This is a genomic window from Nocardia sp. NPDC047654 (genome assembly GCF_043205035.1).
Lineage (GTDB): Bacteria > Actinomycetota > Actinomycetes > Mycobacteriales > Mycobacteriaceae > Nocardia.
In genome coordinates this window covers 228881-248077 of the sequence record NZ_JBIDDF010000003.1, presented here as the reverse complement: position 1 = coordinate 248077, position 19197 = coordinate 228881, and the positions used below count along the sequence as shown (strand labels likewise).

General features: G+C 70.0%; 21 protein-coding genes and 1 pseudogene. 17 read left to right on the top strand and 5 right to left on the bottom strand.

The window, feature by feature from the left end:
- Positions 1-162: 162 nt before the first annotated feature.
- The 5 genes from ACGF7Y_RS14355 (at position 163) to ACGF7Y_RS14335 (ending at position 4797) form a co-directional block, all read left to right on the top strand.
- Positions 163-489, top strand: coding sequence for a cupin domain-containing protein (locus ACGF7Y_RS14355; protein WP_040869925.1), 327 nt, complete (start codon positions 163-165; stop codon positions 487-489).
- Between the two features lie 56 nt (positions 490-545).
- Complete coding sequence (locus tag ACGF7Y_RS14350) at positions 546-1598, top strand: Dyp-type peroxidase (protein WP_393233493.1); 1053 nt, start codon at positions 546-548, stop codon at positions 1596-1598.
- The gene (locus ACGF7Y_RS14345) at positions 1595-2395 is read left to right on the top strand and encodes a family 1 encapsulin nanocompartment shell protein (RefSeq protein WP_040869929.1); all 801 of its coding nucleotides are present in this window, start codon (positions 1595-1597) and stop codon (positions 2393-2395) included. Before ACGF7Y_RS14350 ends, ACGF7Y_RS14345 begins: the two co-directional genes overlap by 4 nt.
- Before the next feature lie 101 nt (positions 2396-2496).
- A complete protein-coding gene (locus ACGF7Y_RS14340) occupies positions 2497-3027 on the top strand; it encodes a hypothetical protein (protein WP_040869942.1) in 531 nt (176 codons plus the stop codon).
- Between the two features lie 165 nt (positions 3028-3192).
- Positions 3193-4797 carry a TerD family protein gene (locus ACGF7Y_RS14335; RefSeq protein ID WP_393233986.1) on the top strand — a complete coding sequence of 535 codons (1605 nt, stop codon included), beginning with the start codon at positions 3193-3195 and terminating at the stop codon, positions 4795-4797.
- 3 nt (positions 4798-4800) lie between these two features.
- Here ACGF7Y_RS14335 and ACGF7Y_RS14330 read toward each other — a convergent pair whose 3' ends face one another.
- Entirely contained in the window at positions 4801-5475 is a 675-nt protein-coding gene (locus ACGF7Y_RS14330) for a TetR/AcrR family transcriptional regulator (protein ID WP_393233491.1), read from the bottom strand.
- Positions 5476-5696: 221 nt separating this feature from the next.
- On the opposite strand from ACGF7Y_RS14330, the gene ACGF7Y_RS14325 reads away from it, so the two are divergent.
- The 8 genes and pseudogenes from ACGF7Y_RS14325 to ACGF7Y_RS14290 all read left to right on the top strand — a co-directional run bounded on the left by ACGF7Y_RS14325 (position 5697) and on the right by ACGF7Y_RS14290 (position 13002).
- Positions 5697-7232, top strand: coding sequence for an amino acid permease (locus ACGF7Y_RS14325; RefSeq protein ID WP_393233489.1), 1536 nt, complete (start codon positions 5697-5699; stop codon positions 7230-7232).
- A gap of 81 nt (positions 7233-7313) precedes the next feature.
- Positions 7314-8066, top strand: a complete 753-nt coding sequence (locus ACGF7Y_RS14320) for a DUF1989 domain-containing protein (protein WP_393233486.1) — start codon at positions 7314-7316, stop codon at positions 8064-8066.
- Positions 8063-8677, top strand: coding sequence for an urea amidolyase associated protein UAAP2 (locus ACGF7Y_RS14315; RefSeq protein WP_393233484.1), 615 nt, complete (start codon positions 8063-8065; stop codon positions 8675-8677). The genes ACGF7Y_RS14320 and ACGF7Y_RS14315 overlap by 4 nt, the downstream gene beginning before the upstream one ends.
- Positions 8674-10728: a 5-oxoprolinase/urea amidolyase family protein gene (locus tag ACGF7Y_RS14310; RefSeq protein ID WP_393233481.1), complete on the top strand. Its 2055-nt coding sequence runs from the start codon at positions 8674-8676 to the stop codon at positions 10726-10728. The genes ACGF7Y_RS14315 and ACGF7Y_RS14310 overlap by 4 nt, the downstream gene beginning before the upstream one ends.
- Before the next feature lie 120 nt (positions 10729-10848).
- Entirely contained in the window at positions 10849-11799 is a 951-nt protein-coding gene (locus ACGF7Y_RS14305) for a helix-turn-helix transcriptional regulator (protein ID WP_393233478.1), read from the top strand.
- 30 nt (positions 11800-11829) lie between these two features.
- Positions 11830-11973, top strand: a pseudogene (locus tag ACGF7Y_RS14300) (hypothetical protein); the annotation flags it as partial.
- Entirely contained in the window at positions 11971-12129 is a 159-nt protein-coding gene (locus tag ACGF7Y_RS14295; RefSeq protein WP_393233983.1) for a CGNR zinc finger domain-containing protein, read from the top strand. The pseudogene ACGF7Y_RS14300 and the gene ACGF7Y_RS14295, both read left to right, overlap by 3 nt.
- Before the next feature lie 96 nt (positions 12130-12225).
- Positions 12226-13002, top strand: a complete 777-nt coding sequence (locus ACGF7Y_RS14290) for an SDR family oxidoreductase (protein ID WP_393233475.1) — start codon at positions 12226-12228, stop codon at positions 13000-13002.
- A 13-nt stretch (positions 13003-13015) separates the two neighbouring features.
- Here ACGF7Y_RS14290 and ACGF7Y_RS14285 read toward each other — a convergent pair whose 3' ends face one another.
- Positions 13016-14026: an NAD(P)-dependent alcohol dehydrogenase gene (locus ACGF7Y_RS14285; protein ID WP_393233473.1), complete on the bottom strand. Its 1011-nt coding sequence runs from the start codon at positions 14024-14026 to the stop codon at positions 13016-13018.
- Positions 14027-14116: 90 nt separating this feature from the next.
- Between ACGF7Y_RS14285 and ACGF7Y_RS14280 the strand changes: the two genes are divergently transcribed.
- Positions 14117-14770, top strand: coding sequence for a TetR/AcrR family transcriptional regulator C-terminal domain-containing protein (locus tag ACGF7Y_RS14280; protein ID WP_393233470.1), 654 nt, complete (start codon positions 14117-14119; stop codon positions 14768-14770).
- Between the two features lie 3 nt (positions 14771-14773).
- Here ACGF7Y_RS14280 and ACGF7Y_RS14275 read toward each other — a convergent pair whose 3' ends face one another.
- Positions 14774-15247: a MarR family winged helix-turn-helix transcriptional regulator gene (locus tag ACGF7Y_RS14275; RefSeq protein ID WP_393233467.1), complete on the bottom strand. Its 474-nt coding sequence runs from the start codon at positions 15245-15247 to the stop codon at positions 14774-14776.
- 107 nt (positions 15248-15354) lie between these two features.
- On the opposite strand from ACGF7Y_RS14275, the gene ACGF7Y_RS14270 reads away from it, so the two are divergent.
- Positions 15355-16491 carry a GDSL-type esterase/lipase family protein gene (locus ACGF7Y_RS14270; protein ID WP_393233464.1) on the top strand — a complete coding sequence of 379 codons (1137 nt, stop codon included), beginning with the start codon at positions 15355-15357 and terminating at the stop codon, positions 16489-16491.
- A 16-nt stretch (positions 16492-16507) separates the two neighbouring features.
- On the opposite strand, the gene ACGF7Y_RS14265 is transcribed toward ACGF7Y_RS14270, so the two are convergent.
- The gene (locus tag ACGF7Y_RS14265) at positions 16508-17119 is read right to left on the bottom strand and encodes a TetR/AcrR family transcriptional regulator (RefSeq protein ID WP_393233461.1); all 612 of its coding nucleotides are present in this window, start codon (positions 17117-17119) and stop codon (positions 16508-16510) included.
- Positions 17120-17190: 71 nt separating this feature from the next.
- Between ACGF7Y_RS14265 and ACGF7Y_RS14260 the strand changes: the two genes are divergently transcribed.
- A complete protein-coding gene (locus ACGF7Y_RS14260; RefSeq protein ID WP_393233458.1) occupies positions 17191-17748 on the top strand; it encodes a peroxiredoxin-like family protein in 558 nt (185 codons plus the stop codon).
- Entirely contained in the window at positions 17745-18227 is a 483-nt protein-coding gene (locus ACGF7Y_RS14255) for an anthrone oxygenase family protein (RefSeq protein WP_393233455.1), read from the top strand. The genes ACGF7Y_RS14260 and ACGF7Y_RS14255 overlap by 4 nt, the downstream gene beginning before the upstream one ends.
- 211 nt (positions 18228-18438) lie before the next feature.
- On the opposite strand, the gene ACGF7Y_RS14250 is transcribed toward ACGF7Y_RS14255, so the two are convergent.
- Positions 18439-19077, bottom strand: a complete 639-nt coding sequence (locus ACGF7Y_RS14250; protein WP_393233452.1) for a Uma2 family endonuclease — start codon at positions 19075-19077, stop codon at positions 18439-18441.
- Positions 19078-19197: the final 120 nt, after the last annotated feature.

The window sequence follows — 19197 nt, the reverse complement described above, 5'->3', positions numbered from 1 at the left end:
GCTGAACGCCGACGTCAGGACCGGGGCCGGTGAAACCCGGCCCGCACCGCGGCCGACTCGGGCATACTCCTCGATATGCGGCGGCCGGACGCGTCCGGCCGAACGCCTCGAGCCGTTGCCACCAGCCCGGCATCGGCTGTGGTGATCTGCGAAAGGCGGTCCATGGAAAAGAAATCGCTGACTGCGGTAGCGCGCCAGCAACTGAAGCTGGCGACCATCGCCACGAGCGGGCGCAGTTCCCAGACACTCTATGGCGGCCATACGCATTCGCTGCGGCAGACGGTGGTCGGCCTGAAGGCCGGGCACAGCTTGGCCGAGCACGACAATACGGGCGAAGCCACCTTGCTGGTGCTCAGCGGCACACTGGTTCTGCTCAGCGGCGCCAACGAATGGAAAGGCTCGGAAGGCGATCTGATCGTGGTGCCCAAGGCGCGCCACAGCGTCAAGGCGATCGATGACGTCGCGTTCCTGCTGACCGTAGCGATGTAGCCACCCCGTGCGGGTCCGCACCGCGGCCGGACCGGCCGGGCGTTAGGGTGTCGATCATGGGTGAGCCGCAGCCGATCCTCGAACCGCTCACGCCGTCCGCGATCTTCCTGGTCGCCACGATCGACGAGGGCGGCGAAGCGGCGGTCCGCGACCTGCTCGCCGACATCACCGGCTTGCGCCGCTCGGTGGGCTTCCGCCTGCCGGGCGCGAACCTGACCTGCGTCACGTCGATCGGCTCCGACGCATGGGACCGCCTCTTCGCCGGGCCGAAACCCGCTGAGCTGCATCCGTTCCCCGGTTACGTCGGCGCACGCCACACCGCGCCCGCGACACCGGGCGACCTACTGTTCCACATCAAGTCCGAAGTGCAGGACGCCTGTTTCGAACTGGCCATGGCCATCGGCGACCGGCTGGCGGGCGCGGGCACGATCGTGGACGAGACCGTCGGCTTCCGCTATTTCGAGCAGCGCGACCTGCTCGGTTTCGTGGACGGCACCGAGAACCCGGAGGGCCGCGCGGCCGCCGCGGCCGCGCTGGTGGGCGACGAGGACCCGCGATTCGCCGGCGGCAGCTACGTGATCGTGCAGAAGTACACCCACCCCTTGGCGGACTGGCGCGCGCTGTCGGTCGAAGAGCAGGAGCGCGTGATCGGCCGCACCAAGCTGGACGACTTCGAACTCCCCGACGAGATCAAGCCGGCCGACTCGCACGTCGAGGTGAACACGCTGATCGATCCGGACGGCACCGAACGCCAGATCCTGCGCGGCAACATGCCCTTCGGCAGCGTGCGCGAGGGGGTGTTCGGCACCTATTACATCGCGTACGCGGCCACGCCGAGCGTCACCGAGCGCATGCTCACCCGCATGTTCCTCGGCACCGGCGAGGCCGCCTACGACCGCATCCTGGATTTCTCCGTCGCCCGCACCGGCACCTCGTTCTTCGCACCCACCGTCGATTTCCTCGACGATCTGCCACCGGCGCCACGGGAGACGGCGGAAACCGCGGTGCCGGTGGACACAGCCGGTTCGGCAGAACTGTCCGGCACCGCCGTGCCCTCGGGCGACGGCGCCCTCGGTATCGGCTCGTTGAAAAGGAGCACCCGGTCATGAACAACCTCCATCGCGAACTAGCGCCGATCACCGCCGAGGCGTGGGCGGCCATCGAGGAGGAGGCGACGCGTACCTTCAAACGGCACATCGCGGGCCGGCGCGTCGTCGACCTTTCCGGCCCACACGGCGTCGATTACTCCGCGGTGGGCACCGGGCACACCACACCGATCGACTCCCCCGGCTCCGGAGTGTTCGCCCGCCAGCGAGTGGTCGCGCCGCTGGTCGAACTGCGCGTGCCGTTCACGCTCTCCCGCGAGGAACTCGACAACGTGGAGCGCGGCGCCCAGGACGCCGACCTGGATCCGGTGAAGGACGCCGCGAAGAAGATCGCGTTCGCCGAGGACCGGGCGATCTTCGAGGGATATCCGGCCGCGCACATCACCGGCATCCGCGCGAGTGCGTCCAACGAGCCGATCACGCTGCCCGGCGACACCCGGCTGGTCCCCGAGGCGATCGCGCAAGCGTTGAGCGCGCTGCGGCTGGCGGGCGTCGACGGACCGTACTCGGTACTGCTCAGCGCCGACCTGTTCACGGCGGTCAGCGAGACCTCCGATCACGGCCACATGATCCGCACGCACATCGAGCGCCTGATCCCGGAAGGCGAGATCATCTGGGCGCCCGCCATCGACGGCGCGATCGTGCTCACCACCCGCGGCGGCGACTTCGATCTGCGCATCGGGCAGGACCTGTCCGTCGGCTACCTGTCGCACGACAGCACCTCGGTCCAGCTGTACTTCCAGCAGAGCCTGACGTTCCTGGTGTACACCGCGGAGGCCGCGGTCCCGCTCACCGTCTGAGCACCGCCCGCGCATCGGCCACATCTGGGAAACCGCCAGGTGTGCGCCGGTGCGCGACGCGGTAGCGTGAGCCGGAAATGCGCCCGAGGCAGGTAGGTGAGATGACAACGGTGCGGGCAGGTGTGGTCCCGACCCAGCGCGCCGCGCTCTACAGCGTGTTCGGCATCCTGGCGACCGTCACGATCTGCGGCTCGTTCGTCGCCGCGTTCGGGGTGAACCGGGTGTTCACCGGACTGCTGGCCGGAGCCGTCGTCGGTATCGCGGTGCTGGCCGCGTTGTTCACCAGGGACGCCATCGTGCTCACCGACCACGCCATCTACCGGCGCAAGCCGTGGACGGTCTCCAGCATCTCGTGGGACCGGGTGGTGGCCGGGCGCTTCACCCTCGACGAGCGCTCTCGCTGGTCGCTGGCGCTGGATCTGTCCGGTGGCGACGAGCCGCACGGCGAGCTGGTGCTGCTGTCCATCCCGCCGGTGGTCCGTCCCGTCGCGGGCGCTTACGACCTGCGCAAACGTGATCAGGTCACGGAGATCAGGGCGATTCTGCGGCGCAAGCGCATTCCGGTGACCGTGCTCCCGCAGATCGCTGGCGCGCTACAGGAGCACTGGCAGATCGCGCCGCCGACCCACTGAGACTCCACGGCCGAGCGCGCAGTTGCGAGACACCGCGCCGCCGACCCGGAAACGCGGTGGCCGAGCGCGCGACGTCGGCATGCTCGCTCGGACGCGGCGGCCGGGCGGTGAGCGCCGGATGCGGGACGCCGTGCGCCGGTTTCGGTTACGTTGACAGGCGTGTCCATGCCGAAGGGCGCCAACGTGCCGGTGCCGAGTTCCGCCGTCCGGATCGAAGTGGGCTGGGCGGCCGGGGCGGACGCCGACGCCTCGGCACTGCTCGTGGCGTCCGGCAAGGTGCGATCCGACCTCGATTTCGTGTTCTACAACCAGCCCCATCACCCGTCCGGGGCCGTCCGCCACGAGGGCAAGCGGCCGGGATCGATCGTGCTGGACGTGCTGTCCGCGGACTTGGCACGGGTCGAGCCCCAGGTCGACGGCATCGTGATCGTGGCGTCCACCGAGGGCGGCGCGGTCGGGCGGCTCGAGGGGTTGTTCGTGCGCGTCGTGGAGGTGGGCAGCGAAGCGGAGGTGGCCCGCTTCGACAGCATCGGCGCGACGAGCGAGACCGCGGTGGTGCTCGGCGAACTCTATCGGCGCCAGGGCGGCTGGAAGTTCCGCGCGGTGGGCCAGGGGTACACCTCCGGCCTGGCCGGACTCGCCACCGACTACGGGATCTCCGTGGACGAGGCGCCCGCGACGCCCCACGAATACACGCCTCCGCCGCCGCCCGCGCCTTCGCACGAGTTCGCGCCGCCTCCCCCACCGTCCGGGGCCGTACCGCCGGAGCCCGGTCGGCTCGTGGGGCAACCCCCCGGATCCGGCTCCACCGAACCGGATCAGGCCATGCCGCCTGACGCGCCGATTCCCTTCGAAGCCGGTCATTCCGGCGCGCCGACCTGGCAAAGCCCTACCGCACCGCCGGGCCGCCACCCTGCTTCCTCTGACCAGCCCGTACCTCCCCGGTCCCTCACGCGACCGAGCAACTACACGTCGCCGGGCAACCCGGCGCCACCGCCGGGCGGGTATCGGTCCTACGGCCGGAACCCGCCCGCATCAACTCATTTCGACCGATATCCGGCACCGGGGCATCACTCGTCGCCGTCCGGGCACTACCCGCCGGGCCAGTACGCCCCCGCACCAGCGGGGCACAGCGCTCCTGCACGAGCGGCGTCAGCGGGACAGTCTTTCGGCAAGCTCTCGCTGACGAAAGAGTTTCCCTCGGTGTCGCTGACCGCCCACGGCGCGACCTCGGGCATCATGCGGGTCAACCTGACCTGGGCCTCGCCGCAGGGCGCGAGCGGTGCGGTGGATCTGGATCTGTGTTGCTTCTGGGAACTGATCGATGGGCGCAAGGGCGACATCCGTCCGGTCGGCGATTACGGGTCGCTGGAGCGGCCGCCGTTCATCCGGTTGGACACGGACGACCGGTCCGGGGCGAGCGCCGCCGGGGAGAACCTGGAGATCGATCTCGGTCACGGACCCGGCTTCCGTCGAATCCTGCTCTTCGCCACCCTTTATGACGGCGCGGCCGACTTCCGCGGTATCGGGACGACCGCGACGCTGTACCCGGCGGGCGCTGCGCCGATCGAGCTGAGCGTCGACGGTTGCGCGGACGGCTCCCGGGACGTGGTGCTGGCGCTCATCGAGAACACCGGCACGGAACTGGTGGTGTGCCGGGAGGGCCGCTTCGTCCCGCCGCCGCCGAACCGTCCGCGCTGGGGTGTGACCGAGGTCGACAAGGCGTACGACTGGGGACTGGACTGGGTGCGGGGCACCGGTAAGTCCTGAGAATCAGGCAGCGGGCGCCGCGAGCCGGTCCAGCAGCACGACCGCCTCGGCCCGTATCGCGTCGAGATCGCCGGACCAGCCGAGTGTGCGCAGCACCGCCCCCGGGATGGTCCGCTCCGCGTACCTGGGCGCGGCGCCCTCGTCGGAGCGCATGCCGATCACCGTCTCCACCAACCGGAACGGCAGCGACTCGGTGCCCGGCGCGCTCGGCGCGGCACACTCGGACAGCACCCGCACGGCGAAAGCCTCGTAGTGGCCGCGCAATTCGTCGCGGCGCAGGCGGAACGCGGCGAAGCGCTCGGTGCGCAACTCCGGAAGCAGGTACAGCGCACCCAGGTTCCAGCGCGAGGCGCACAGTTGCCGCACATCGAACACGGCCAGCGCGTACAGCCGGACCGGCACCGGCTCGGGCGCCGCGCGCAGCCGCTCCGCCAATTCGATCGGCGCCGCGACGGTCCCGGCGAGCAACGCGTCGAGGATGTCGTCCTTGGCCGCGAAATGGTGGTACAGCGAGGCTTGGCGGATACCGACCGCATCGGCGATCGCGCGGGTGGAGGTATTGGCATAACCGTTGGTGGTGAACAGTTCGCCTGCGGCGTCGAGGATCTCGGCACGCGGCGTCGATCCGCGTCGGCGCCGCTGTTCGACGCGCGGCCGTCCGGGACCGAGGTTTGCCACCGGCCCATTCTGGCAGGTCGGCGCGGGGACGCTCCGGTGCGGGCCGGGGTACGCACGAGCCGGGATCAGCACCCGGTGCGTTTTCTGTCACTTGATAGAAATCATGGCAACGCAGAAGTTACCTGAGGTCGCCGAAGCGATACACACAGGTCACCGAAAGCGCGATCGCGGCCGCAAAACTGTCGTCTGATAGTTATTGGCCGCTCGCCGAAGGACCGCCCATGGCCACCACGCTCGCCCCGCCCCCGCCGCCCGATCTCACCGGTGACGGCGCCGACCTCGCCCGGTTCGGTTACCAGCCCGTCCTGCACCGCAAACTCGGGCGCTACGCCTCGTTCGCGGCAGGCTTCTCCTTCGTCTCGATCCTCACCACGATCTTCCAGTTCTTCGGCTTCGGCTATTCGTTCGGCGGAGCCGCCTTCTTCTGGACCTGGCCGATCGTGTTCGCCGGACAGTTCCTCGTCGCGCTCAACTTCGCCGAACTAGCCGCGCGCTACCCGATCTCGGGGTGTATCTACCAATGGTCCCGACGGCTCGGCGGCGAACTCGTCGGCTGGTTCGCGGGCTGGATGATGATCATCGCGCAGATCGTCACCGCCGCGGCGGCGGCGATCGCCCTACAGGTGGTGCTGCCCTCGATCTGGAGCGGATTCCAGTTCGTCGGCACCGACACCGCGCTCACCTCGCCGTCCGGCGCGACCAACGCCGTACTGCTGGGCAGCGTCCTGCTCGTGGTCACCACGCTGATCAACGTTCTCGGCATCGACCTGATGGCCCGGATCAATTCGATCGGCGTCACCGTCGAGATCGTCGGCGTCCTCGCGATCATCGCGCTGTTCTTCACCACCGCCGAGCGCGGACCGGGTGTGGTGCTGCACACCGATCAGGCCGCGCCGGGGCCCTACTGGGCCGCGTTCCTGGTGTCCGGGCTCATGGCGGCTTACGTCATGGTCGGGTTCGATTCCGCGGGAGAACTTTCCGAGGAGACCAAGAACCCGCGCCGGGTCGCGCCGCGGACCATTCTCACTGCGCTGTCGGTCTCGGCGCTGGGCGGCGGGCTGATGCTGCTGGGTGCGCTGATGGCCGCACCGAGCCTGTCCGACGGCGCGCTGTCCGCCGAGGGCCTGGCCTACGTGCTCACCGCCAAGCTGGACAGCCCGGCGGGCAAGGTGCTGCTGGGCTGCGTGGCGGTCGCGATCACCGTGTGCACCCTGGCGATTCAGACGGCGGGTTCGCGGCTGATGTTCTCCATGGCGCGGGACGGGAAGCTGCCGTTCGCCGCCAGGCTCGCCGCGGTGCACCCGCGGTACGGCACGCCGGTGCTGCCCGCCGTCGTGATCGGCGCGCTCGGCATCGGCCTGCTGGTGCTCAATCTCGGCAACGCCGCGATCTTCGCGACGCTGGCGAGCGTCTGCATCGTGACGCTGTATCTGGCCTACCTGCTGGTAACGGTGCCGCTGCTGGTCCGCAGATTCACCGGTCTGCCCGACGCGGGCACCGACGCGCGACTGTTCGGCCTCGGCCGGTTCGGCGTTCCGATCAACGCGCTCGCGGTGGTGTGGGGCATCGCGATGGTGGTGAACCTCGCCTGGCCCCGCACGGAGGTCTACGCCCCGGACGGCGGCGGTTGGTGGATGCTCTGGGCCGCGCCGCTTTTCGTGCTGGCGGTGCTCGCCGTCGGCGTCCTGGTGCATCGCTTCGTGGTCGGCTGGTCGCGCGACCTCGCGAGCGCCGAGCCCACACCGCAACCGGCCTGAGCCCCGGTGCGGCGGTGCGTCGCCATGCACCGCCGCACCGGCCGCGATCCCAGAACAATCGGCATTCGAAAGGAATCCATCGTGACAAGCACTGCGGACACCTCCGGCGCGCGAGCGCACGCCCGGGCGCAGGCCGCGGCGGCGACGATCGCGGAGCCCGCGCTGCCCGTGGGCGTCTCCGCCGCCGAGATCACCTTCGCGCAACGAATTCCGCCGGGCGGCTACACGAACATCGCCCTCGGGCGTGGCACCCGCGTGCGCCTGTCCGATCCGGACGGCGCGGCCTGCGCGCACCTGCTGCTGGTGCGCACCGACGCGCCGTGGGAGCGCCTGAACGTCGCCGACACGGTCAAGGTGCCGTGGCAGGCGTACCTGGGCAGCGGTCACCCGCTGCTGTCGGACCAGGGCCGGGTGCTGGCGACCGTGCTCGCCGACACCTCCGGCCGACACGACACACTCTGCGGGCCCACTGCGGAAGCCCGTCACCTGCTGCTGCTCGCGGGCGCCAAACACGGCCTGACACCCCGCGACATCGGGCCGACGGTCTCGTTCTTCCGCGGCGTGCGGGTGGAGCACGACGGCACGCTCATCGCGACCGGCGGGGCGGGCGCGGGCTGCTCGGTCGATCTGCTCGCGCATCTGCCGGTCACCGTGCTGGTCGCCAACTCCGCGCACCCGCTGGACGACCGGCCCGCGACGGACCTCGACTTCGTCGCGTGGGCCGCGCCGGAAGACCTCGCCGCACCCGTCGTCGACGACCCGGAATACCTACGGGCGGTGCAGAACACCGAACAAGCCTGGACCGCCGCCCTGACCCTGGAGGCAACCGCATGACCACGGCCCGCGCCATCGTGCTCGACGCGACCGTCCCCGCCCGCGCGCCGTGGTCGGCCGTGGTCCGTGCGGGCGAGCACCTGGAGATCATCGATCTGCACGGCAACCAGGCGGTGGATTGCCTGCTGTACTCGGCGGCCGATCACTCCGAGCGCTACAGCGCGCAGGCCACCGTCGCCGCCCAGCGCAATATCTTCCTCACCACCGGCAGCGCACTGCGCACCGACGCGGGCGCCACGCTGATGACCGTCGTGGCCGACGATGTCGGCAATCACGACACCATCGCGGGCGCCTGCTCACAGGAATCCAACACGCTGCGCTACGGCCACCACACCCGCCACCAGCACGCTTGTGTGGAGAACTTCCTCACCGAGGCCTTGCGATGGGGACTGGGCAAACGCGACCTGGTATCGAACATCAACTGGTTCATGAACGTTCCGGTCGAGGCGGACGGCACGCTGGGCATCGTGGACGGACGGTCCGCGCCGGGCAAGCGGGTCACGCTGCGCGCCGAGATCGACACGCTGGTGCTGGTGTCGAACTGCCCGCAGATCAACAACCCCTGCAACGGGTTCGACCCGACCCCGGTGCGCATGGTGGTGTCGCGATGACCGTCGCCGAGCTACCGGTGGCCGGGACGGCGCGGACCGAACCCGCGCGCCCCGGCGTTGAGGTCGTTCGCCCGGGCATGCTCACGACCGTGCAGGACTGGCCGGGCAGGATCGGACATTGGCACGTCGGCGTCCCGCCGTCGGGACCGATGGACGATCTGTCCTTCCGGCTCGGCAATCGCGCGCTCGGCAACGACGAGGGCGCCGCCGGACTGGAATGCACCCTCGGCGGCCCCGCGCTGCGGTTCACCGCACCGGCCTGGGTCTGCGTCACCGGCGCCCCAGCGGAGGTCACCGTGGACGGCGTCGCCGTGCCGCAGTGGCGGACGCTGCGGGTGCCCGCGGGCGGCGTACTGGACGTCGGCGCGGTGCGCGGACCTGGCATGCGCTGCTACGTGCTGATCGCGGGCGGCATCGACGTACCCGAATACCTCGGCAGCGCGGCCACATTCACGCTCGGCCGCTTCGGCGGCGGCACCGGCGGCGCGTTGCGCGCCGGTGACTCGCTGCCACTGGGCGCGCACCACGGCCGGGTCACGGCGGGCGTGTCGATGGACGAACAACCCGTCCTCACCCGGCGCTGGGAACTCGCGGTCACCGAGGGCCCGCACGGTGCGCCGGAGTTCTTCACCCGTGCCGACTACGAGACCGTCGTCGGCACCGACTACGAGGTGCACTTCAACTCCGACCGCACCGGCGTCCGGCTGATCGGACCGAAGCCGGAATGGGCCCGCGCCGACGGCGGCGAGGCGGGACTGCATCCGTCGAACATCCACGACACCCCGTATTCGGTCGGCGCGCTGGACTTCACGGGCGATACTCCCATCCTGTTGGGTCCCGACGGGCCGAGCCTCGGCGGTTTCGTCTGCCCGGTCACCGTCGTGGCGGGCGACCGCTGGAAGCTGGGTCAGCTGTCTCCCGGCGACAGCGTGCGGTTCGTGCCCGTGCGCGGCGACCACGCGGCCTCCGTCCGGGAGCTCGGGCCCGCGCGCCGGGCCACGTGGCCGACGGTGCTGTCACCGGGCGGCGACGGCGACGACGGCGTACTGCGCCGCGACGAGGTCGACGACGAGACCGCCGTGACCTACCGACGCGCCGGCGACGACGGCGTACTGGTCGAATACGGCGCCATGGCCTTGGATCTCGGCCTGCGCGCCCGCGTGCACGCCCTGCACCAGCACCTGCTCGCCGCCGGGATGCGTGGGGTGACCGAGCTGACCCCCGGCATCCGCTCGTTGCAGATCCGGCTCGATCCACACGTCCTGTCCGTGCCCGCGCTGCTCGACCTGCTCGCCGAGACAGAGGCGCGGTTGCCCGCCGCCGACCAGCTGGTCGTGCCCAGCCGGGTCGTCCATCTGCCGCTGTCCTGGGACGACCCGTCCACCCGCGAGGCGATCACCCGCTACATGCGCGGCGTGCGCTCCGACGCGCCCTGGTGCCCGTGGAACATCGAGTTCATTCGCCGCATGAACGGCTTGGCTTCGGTCTCCGACGTCTACGACACCGTGTTCGGGGCCGAGTACCTGGTGCTCGGCCTCGGCGACGTCTACCTCGGCGCGCCGGTCGCCACCCCCACCGATCCCCGGCACCGGCTGGTCACCACGAAGTACAACCCCGCCCGCACCTGGACGCCGGAGAACGCCGTCGGCATCGGCGGCGCCTACCTGTGCGTGTACGGGATGGAGGGGCCGGGCGGCTACCAGTTCGTCGGGCGCACCACCCAGGTGTGGAATCACCGAGCCGGTGCGGCGCCCGCGGTTGCCCCCGGTGCGGACCGCTCCGCGTCAGGAGCCGAAACCCCCTGGCTCCTCCGCTATTTCGATCGCATTCGCTGGTACCCCGTGGAGGCCGAAGAACTGCTCGACCTGCGCGCCGACTTCGCGGCGGGCAACGTCCGGGTGCGGGCCGAGGACGGCGAGTTCCGGTTGGCGGACTACCGGGCGTTCCTCGCCGACAACGCCGAATCCATCGAGGAGTTCCGTGCGAAGCAGGTGGAAGCATTCACCGCCGAGCGCAACTCCTGGCGCTCGGCGGGTGAGCTCACGGCGTAGTTTCCCGGCGCGGGTCCTGAAGGCCTGCTCGCTCAACGCGGAATCAGCGGATGGCTGCGGCGGGCAGGGCGGTGCGCACCTAGGACAGATTTCGCCCTAAGCATCCGGCAGACTGGTCGCATGTTGGAAACGTCGGCGCGTTTGCTTCGTCTGCTGTCGCTGTTGCAATCCCCCCGCGACTGGACCGGCGCCGAACTCGCCGAACGCCTCGACGTGGACGTGCGCACCGTCCGCCGGGATATCGACAAGCTCCGCACGCTGGGCTACCCGGTGGACGCGACACCCGGTGCGGCGGGCTACCGGCTCGGTGCGGGCGCGAAGCTACCACCGCTGCTGCTGGACGACGACGAGGCGGTGGCCGTGGCGCTCGGCCTGCGCACCGCGGCGGGCGGCACCATCGCGGGCATCGAGGACAGTTCGCTGCGCGCCCTCGCCAAACTCGAGCAGGTGCTGCCCGCCCGGCTGCGCTATCGGGTGGGCATGCTCCAGGCGGCGACGGTCACCGTGCCCGCGGGCGGTCCGACGGTCGACCCGGACGTTCTCATCGCCGTCGCGGCCGCCATCCGCGACAACCACCGCCTGCGCTTCGACTATCGCACCCACGACGGCTCCACGTCCGTGCGCGCCACCGAGCCGCATCGCTTGGTCCACACGGGCAGGCGGTGGTATCTCGTCGGCTGGGACGTCGATCGCGAGGATTGGCGCACCTACCGCGTGGACCGCCTGCTCCCCCGCATTCCGACCGGCCCCCGCTTCACCCCGCGCGAGGCGCCGGACGCCGACCTGACCGGTTACCTCTCCCGTGGCGTCACGACCGCGCCGTACCGCTACGCGGCCCGCATCACCCTGGGTGTCGCTGCGGAAGTGGCCGCCGAGCGAATCGCCCCGACGGTGGGAGTGATCGAGGCGGTGGACGCCGAGAGCTGCGTGCTGCGAACCGGATCCGATTCGCTGGACGAACTGGCGATCTACGTCGCGGGCTTCGGCTTTCCCTTCCGGGTGCACGAACCGCCGGAACTCGTCGCACACCTGCGCGAACTCGCCGCCCGCCTCGGCGCGGCGGCCGGCTGACCCCGTTCAGGCCGGGACGGCCGGAGGACCGCTCTCCCCCGGGACATCGAGGCCATCAACGCCGTCGCCGCGCGGCGGCCGCTGATTCCGGCACTGCGGATGGACTACAGCGCGGGATATGCCCACCCGACGGCGGCGGCGTTGTCCACGCTCGCCCGGGACGCCACCGATTTGGTCACCGGCCCGCTGTCGGGCCGCATCCGCGTCTGCGCCGCCGACGATTGCGGCCTGCTCTTCGTCGACGCTTCGCGTCCCGGCCGCCGCCGCTGGTGCTCGATGGACCGCTGCGGCAACCTCAGCGAGGTTCGCCGCTACCGCGGCCAGGGGTGACCCGCGCCACGTATGTGTCACAGTCCGCGCCCGCAGATCGTCGTCTCGATGAAGCGAGGGCAACGCCCATCGGCATCGACGAGATCGGAGACAGTCATGACCGCGAAGATCCTGGTCACCGGCGGCACCGGAACCCTGGGCCGCGAGGTGCTGCCGCTGCTGCGCGACACGGGCGCCGACGTGCGCGTGCTGAGCCGCACCGAACGTCCCGCCGACGGCGGCATCGAGTTCATCGCCGGCGACCTGCTGCGCGACCGGGGCATCGATGCCGCTGTCGCGGGCGTCGACACCATCCTGCACTTGGCGGGAGACACGAAGGGCGACGACGTGGCGACCGCGAATCTACTGCGCGCGGCGGCCGGCGCGGGTGTCGGGCACGTCGTCTACATCTCGGTCACCGCTGCCGAACTGCTTCCGCTCACCTACTTCCAGGCGAAGTTCGCCGCCGAACAGGCCGTCGCCGAGTCGGGCATCCCGTGGACGACGCTGCGCGCCGCGCAGTTCCACGATTTCGTGCCGAAGCTGGTGGACACGATGCTGAAATCGCCGGTGCTGCCGATCCTGAGCGGGGTGCGCCTCCAGCCGGTGCACGTACGCGAAGTGGCGGCCCGGCTGGCCGAACTGACGGTCGGCGCGCCCGCCGGACGGGTGCCGGACCTGGTGGGACCCGAGGTGATCGGAATGCGTGAGCTGGTCCGGGACTACTTGGCGGTACTGGGCAAGCGGCGCGCGCTGCTGAGCGTCCGGGTGCCGGGCAAGGCGGGCCGCGTCTACCGCGCGGGCGAGAACCTGGTCACCGACGGCGCCGATGTCGGCGAGCTGACCTGGGCGGACTACCTGGCGCAGCGCCGGGGCGCGGTTCTGGCCGGATGACCCGGCAGCAGGGTCAGACGACGATCACCGTTTTGCCCTTGGCGTGCCCTGCGGCCACGTGGCCCACCGCCGAGGCGGTCGCGGCGAGCGGAAACCGCCGCTCGAGCACCGGGCGCAGCTTTCCCGCCGCGGCCAGCCCCGCCAGGAACTCGAGGTCGGCCCGCCGCGGGCGCATCAGCAGTGGACGCATCGTCTGGCTGACGACCAAGCCGGTCAGCACCACTTTCGCGACCCACACCACCGGCCCGAGCCAGTTTCCGCCGGGCGCACCCGCCGAGGAGACGAAGACGCCTTTCGACGCGAGCACCCGGCGGCACGCGGTCAGCGATCGATTCCCCACCAGATCGAACAAGACGTCGTAACGCGACGTGTCGCGCGTGAAATCCGCGGTGGTGTAGTCGATCACCCGATCGGCGCCGAGCGCGCGCACCGCCTCGACGTGGCGCGTGCTGCACACGGCGGTCACCTCGGCGCCGAGCGCCTTGGCGATCTGCACCGCGCTCGTTCCTACGCCGCCCGACGCCCCGTTGATCAGCACTTTCTGCCCCGCGCGCAGCCCGCCGACATCGCGCAGGCCTTGCAGTGCGGTCATTCCCGAATCCGGCAGAGCCGCGGCCTCCGCCACGGTCGGCCCGGCGGGAATCCTCGTGAGCCGCTCGACCGGCACGCGCACGTATTCGGCGAAGGCGCCCGCGTCGACCGAACCGAAGACCGAGTCTCCACACGCTACTTCGGTTACTCCGGCGCCGACCTCCACCACGTCGCCGGCCAGATCGTGCCCGATCACCGGGTCTTTCGGGCGCCGCAGCCCGAAACCCAGCCGGATCGCGTACGGCTTGCCGGTGAGCAGATGCACGTCACCGCGGCACACCGCCGCCGCACGCATCCGAACCACCACTTCGCCCTCGCCCGGGACGGGTCGCGCCACCACCTCCGTCCGGAGCACCTCGCTGGAGCCGTAGCGCGGCGCGACGATCGCGGTCATCGTCGCGCGCTCGAGGGTGGACTGCTGACCGTCGGACATGGCGTTCCTCGTCTTCACCGGGCACTTACAGCGTAAGTGCGACTCCGCCGACGGTACGCTTACACCGTAAGTGCGTCAAGGGAGGACCCCATGCCCGAGGCTCGCGCGCCGCTCACCAGGGCAGCGGTGCTGCACGCCGCCGTCCGGCTCGCCGACGAGCACGGCTCGGCCGCGCTGTCCATGCGTCGGCTGGCGCAGACGCTCGGCGTCGAGGCGATGTCGCTGTACAACCACGTGCGCAACAAGGACGACCTGCTCGACGGCATCGCCGATCTGGTGGTCGCCGAGATGGCGCCGCCTGCCATCGGCGGCGATTGGAAGGCAGCCCTGCGCGCTCGCTCGATGTCCGCCCACGAGGTGCTGCTGCGTCATCCGTGGGCGACCGGACTGATCGGCACCAGGATCAACGTCGGGCCCGCCATGCTGCGCTACATCGACGCCACCGTCGGCTGCCTGCGCGCGGCGGGCTTCTCCCTACCCCAAGCCGACCGAGCCTGGAACGCGCTGGACAGTCATCTCTACGGCTTCACCTTGCAGGAGTTGAACTTTCCACTGGAACCGTCGGATTACGCCTCCGCCGCACAGCACTTCCTGCCGCTCATCCCGGCCGGCGAATTCCCCCACATGAACGCGCTCGCCCAGCTGGTGATCGACGGAAAGCACTCGGGCATCGCCGATTTCGGCTTCGGCCTGGAACTGATCCTGGACGGCCTCGAACGGCTGCTCGCCGCGAACGCGCGCTGATGCTCAGTCCATCCGGAACGTGGCCTCGGGATTCGAGACGTCCCGGATGACGCGCAGCGCCTCGGACAACGCCGCCAGCTGCGCGGGTGTCAGCAACCCGACGAACCAGCGGTCTACGGCGGCGAGATAGTCCGGCAGTACCTGCGCCAGCCGCGCCGCTCCCGCCTCGGTGAGCACTGCGTACGCACTACGGCGATCCCCCGGGTCCAGCTCACGCTCCACCAGCTCGCCGCGCGCCAGGCGATCGACCAGCCGGGTGACGCCACTGGTGGACAGCGCGGTCTGCACCGCCAGTTCCGACATGCGCAGCCTGCGCCCCGGCGAACGGCTCAGCCGCATCAGGGCGTTCAGATCCAGTCCGGACAAGCCGTGCGCGTTCCACACCGGCTCCAACTTGGCAAGCACGCCGCTGTGCGCCTCGAACAGCAGACCCATCGCCGTCAGGCGCGGGTCGTCGAACAGCTCGTTCAGGTCCATGGGCGAAACCTACCCGACTGTTTCTCCGCGGATAGTTGACATGAGGAATAAGTAGCAGTAGAAATATGCACACGCATTATTCCTCACAGCAACTAATGGAGGTTCCCATGTCGTCCACCGCTTGGATCGCCGGATTCCGCACCGCGGTGATCGGCCCGGACGAGCCGATCAAGTTCGCGGACTCACGCGCGTTCACCGACCAGACGGTGCGCCAGGTGCTGCACCTGGCGGGTGGCGGTGCGCGAGTACGGGTCGGGTTGACGAACCGTTACGGGAAGACGCCGCTGACGATCGGCGCGGCGCGAGTCGCCCTGCGCAAGACGGGCAGCGAGATCGTCGCCGAGACCGACACCGCGCTGCGGTTCGGCGGCGCCGAGCACGTAGTGGTGCCGGTGGGCGGCGAAGTGTTCAGCGATCCGGTGGACCTCGCCGTCTCGGCGGCCACGGATCTGGCATTGAGCCTGTACCTGCCCGGTCCCACCGGCCTGGCGACCTTCTCGCACCAACCCGGGGAAACCGCCTACGTCGCGGAGGGCAACGTCGTCTCCGAGAGTGCGCTCGCCACCGCCGAGGAGTTTCCCGGACGGTTCTACGTGGTCGGCGTCGACGTGCTCGCGCCCGCGGAAACGCCGGTGGCCGTGGCGTTCGGCGATTCCTGGTTCGAAGGCGTCGGCACCACACCGGGCGCCGATCGCCGGTCGGTGGACGTCCTCAACACGCGCCTGAACCGAGGCTGGGTGGTCAACCAGGGCATCGCGGGAAACCGGCTGCTGCTCGACCGAGTGGGCGAGGCGGGCTTGACACGCTTCGACCGCGACGCGCTCGGCGTGCCCGGTGCGACCAGCGTGCTGATCAACTTCGGCATCAACGACCTCGGCCTCGGTGGCATGACCGGGCAGCCCCCCGCGACCGCGGACGAACTGATCGCGGGCTTCACCGCCCTGGCGCGGCGGGCGCACGAGGCGGGGCTCACCGTCCACGCCGCCACGATCGGCCCCTACGCCGGCGTCGTCTACGAAGGCTTGCACGTGGCCGAGGCGCAGCCGGCCCGCCGGCGCGTGAACGAATGGCTGCGCGGCACCGATGTCTTCGATTCGGTGTTCGACGTGGCGCGCGCGGTCGAGGATCCGGCACGGCCCGACTTCATCCGCCCCGAATTCGACAGCGGCGACGGCATGCACCTCAATGACGCCGGGGCGCGGGCGATGGCCGAAACCGTGGACGTGGCAGCGCTTTTCGGCTGAGGCGGTGCGCCACCCGCTAAGGCTCCAGGCCGCGCAGCACGATCTCGACGCCGCCTCGGAATTCGTCGTCGGCCGACATGCCCTTGGCCTGGCCCGCGGTCTGCGCCAGATGCGGATAGTCCGCGGCGGGGAGGTCGGCCATCACGATCGTGCCCCGCCCCGGCAACGGCGCGTAGTGCTTGTTCTGGAGGTAGCCGATCAGGAAGGCGACCAGCGTGCGCTGGGCGATGACGCGGGCGCGTCCGGTGAATCCGCCCTCGGTGAGCGCGGCGAGCATCGCTTCCATTACGCGCAGCGATTCCACCGACGACTGCCGATGCCGCAGCACGATCGGCACGGCGGCCGGATGGGCCGAGAACCCGTCGCGGATATGTTCGAGCAGCACCGTCACCCGCTCTTTCCAGCCGCTTCCGGCGGAGAGCGACGTGTCGATCGACGCGAAGACGTGGTCGGCCACCAGCACCTCGAGCGCATCGCGGTCGCGCACATAGCGGTACAGGGCCATGGTGGCCATGCCCAGTTCCCGGGCCACCGCGCGCATGGTCAGTGCGGACAGGCCGTCGCGATCGAGCACGGCGAGGGCCGCCGCCGCGAGATCGGCGGTGGTCAGCGAGCGAGGACGGGGCACGGATTGACAGCGTACAAGCTACGCGCATACTGGTCGTAGGCGTACGAAGTACACCTACGAGAGGAGCCCCCATGTCGCTGCCGACCACCGTCTCCGGTCGCACCCTGATCACCATCTCCGGCGCTCGAGTCGGGATACCGGATCCCGATGACCTGATCCACCTCCAGTTCCGCCGCTTCGCCGGATGCCCGGTGTGCAACCTGCACCTGCGTTCGATCGTCAACCGCCGCGACGAGATCGCCGCCGCGGGCATCCGCGAAGTGATCGTCTTCCATTCCGGCGCGGAGGAATTGCGCAAGTACACCGCCGAATTGCCGCTGGACGTGATCGCCGACCCGGCCCGCGAGCTCTACCGCGAATTCGGCGTCGAGACCTCACCCCGCGCGCTGCTCGACCCGCGCGGCTGGCCCGCCATCCTGCGCGGCGTCGCCCACGACGCTTACGCGACCCTGCGCCGCGGGCAGGTCGCCCCGCCCGCGAAACCCGATGGCGGCAGTCTCGGACTGCCCGCCGATTTCCTGATCGCTCCCGACGGCCGCGTGCTCGCCGCGAAGCACGGCACGCACGTCTACGACCAATGGTCGGTGGACGAACTGCTGGCGCTCGTCCCGGCGGGGCATGAAGCGTGAGGATTGCGGCAAGACCCTCGTCGGCGCGGGCATTCGCACTGCTCTGCGGCGGATTGCTCGCCGGTGCGTTCGGCTACGGCGCGGTCAACGTCCTTTACGCGTTCCGCGAAGTCCCCCTCGATGTGCGCTTCACCTTCCACACCGCCCTGATGAGCGTGAACGGCGTGGTGATGCAATCGCTGATGGGCCTGACCATCCTGAGCACGCTGGTGCTCGCCGCCCGTGCCACCGGCCGGTCACGCCTGCTCGCCGGTATCGCGAGCGTGCTCGCCGCCGCCGCGTTCCTCCTCACCCGCCTCGGCAACGTCCCGATCAACCAGAAGATCAAGGTATGGGCCGTCACCGACCCACCCGCCGACTACGCGGACATTCTCGGCCGCTGGGAAGCGTTCCACTTCGCCCGCACGGGCTGCGCGCTGGTGGCCTTCCTCCTCGTCGTCCTGACGACCCTGCCCCCGGCGAAAGAAGCACACCCATGATGACCGCAGAGCTGTTCATCTCAGACGACGCGCCGAACGCAAACGCGCACTGGCCGAACGCATTCGGCTCGACCTGACCACCGAGCCGGGCGCACCGGACGCCGTGCTGTCCAAAGCCCGCGAACTGACCCATGTTCTCGTGCGCGGGGCCGACGCGTGGGCGACCGGGGGCGGGCGACCCTGTGCCACCCGCGACCGAAGGGACGGGTCGTCAGGGCTGTTCCAGTACGGCGAATGGAATGGTCGCTTCGACCGGGTCGTCGAGTAGCAATACACGTCGATGGACCGTGTGGGCGAGATAGCGGCGGCCGGACCAGTCGAGACGGTACTCCTCGATCTCTTCGATACGTTCTTCTTTCTGGTCCAGCCGGACGATCAGATACGCGGGAATACCTGCGGTTGCGTACTGGATCCGTTTGTCGTTGATATCGGCATCAATGGTTGATTCGGAAGTGACCTCGACCACCAGCAAAATGTGCTCACGCACGGTGTTGACGTCGTAAGGTTCGCAGTCCCGGATCCAGATGTCGGGGTAGCGGATGTTCAACCGCCTATCCGCCGCCGCGGATTCGGCGTCAGCGAATCGTGCGGCAACGTCGGAGTCCACGACCATGCACGGCCCGCCGTCGCGCCGGGCCGCCTCCAGCATCCCGGCCAGCCGCCGGACCACCCGACTGTGCACGGGGCTCTGGGCCATCAGCCGGACCACGCGCCCGTCGACGATCTCGATGTCACCGAGCTCAGCGGTCGCACCGTCGGCGAACTGCTCGGCCGTCACACGCAGCACCTTTTGCTCATCCGGAGCGCTCATAGCGGACATCATCGCAGTTCGAACCGGAACCCGGACCACGGACTCGACCGATGATCACTCGAGGCGCCGGGAAACTGCCCTAGCCGGGTGATTCTCGCGAGGCGGTACAGATTTCCGCTGAGCGCAGTGGGGCCCCTCCCGATTCGGGAGGGGGCCACT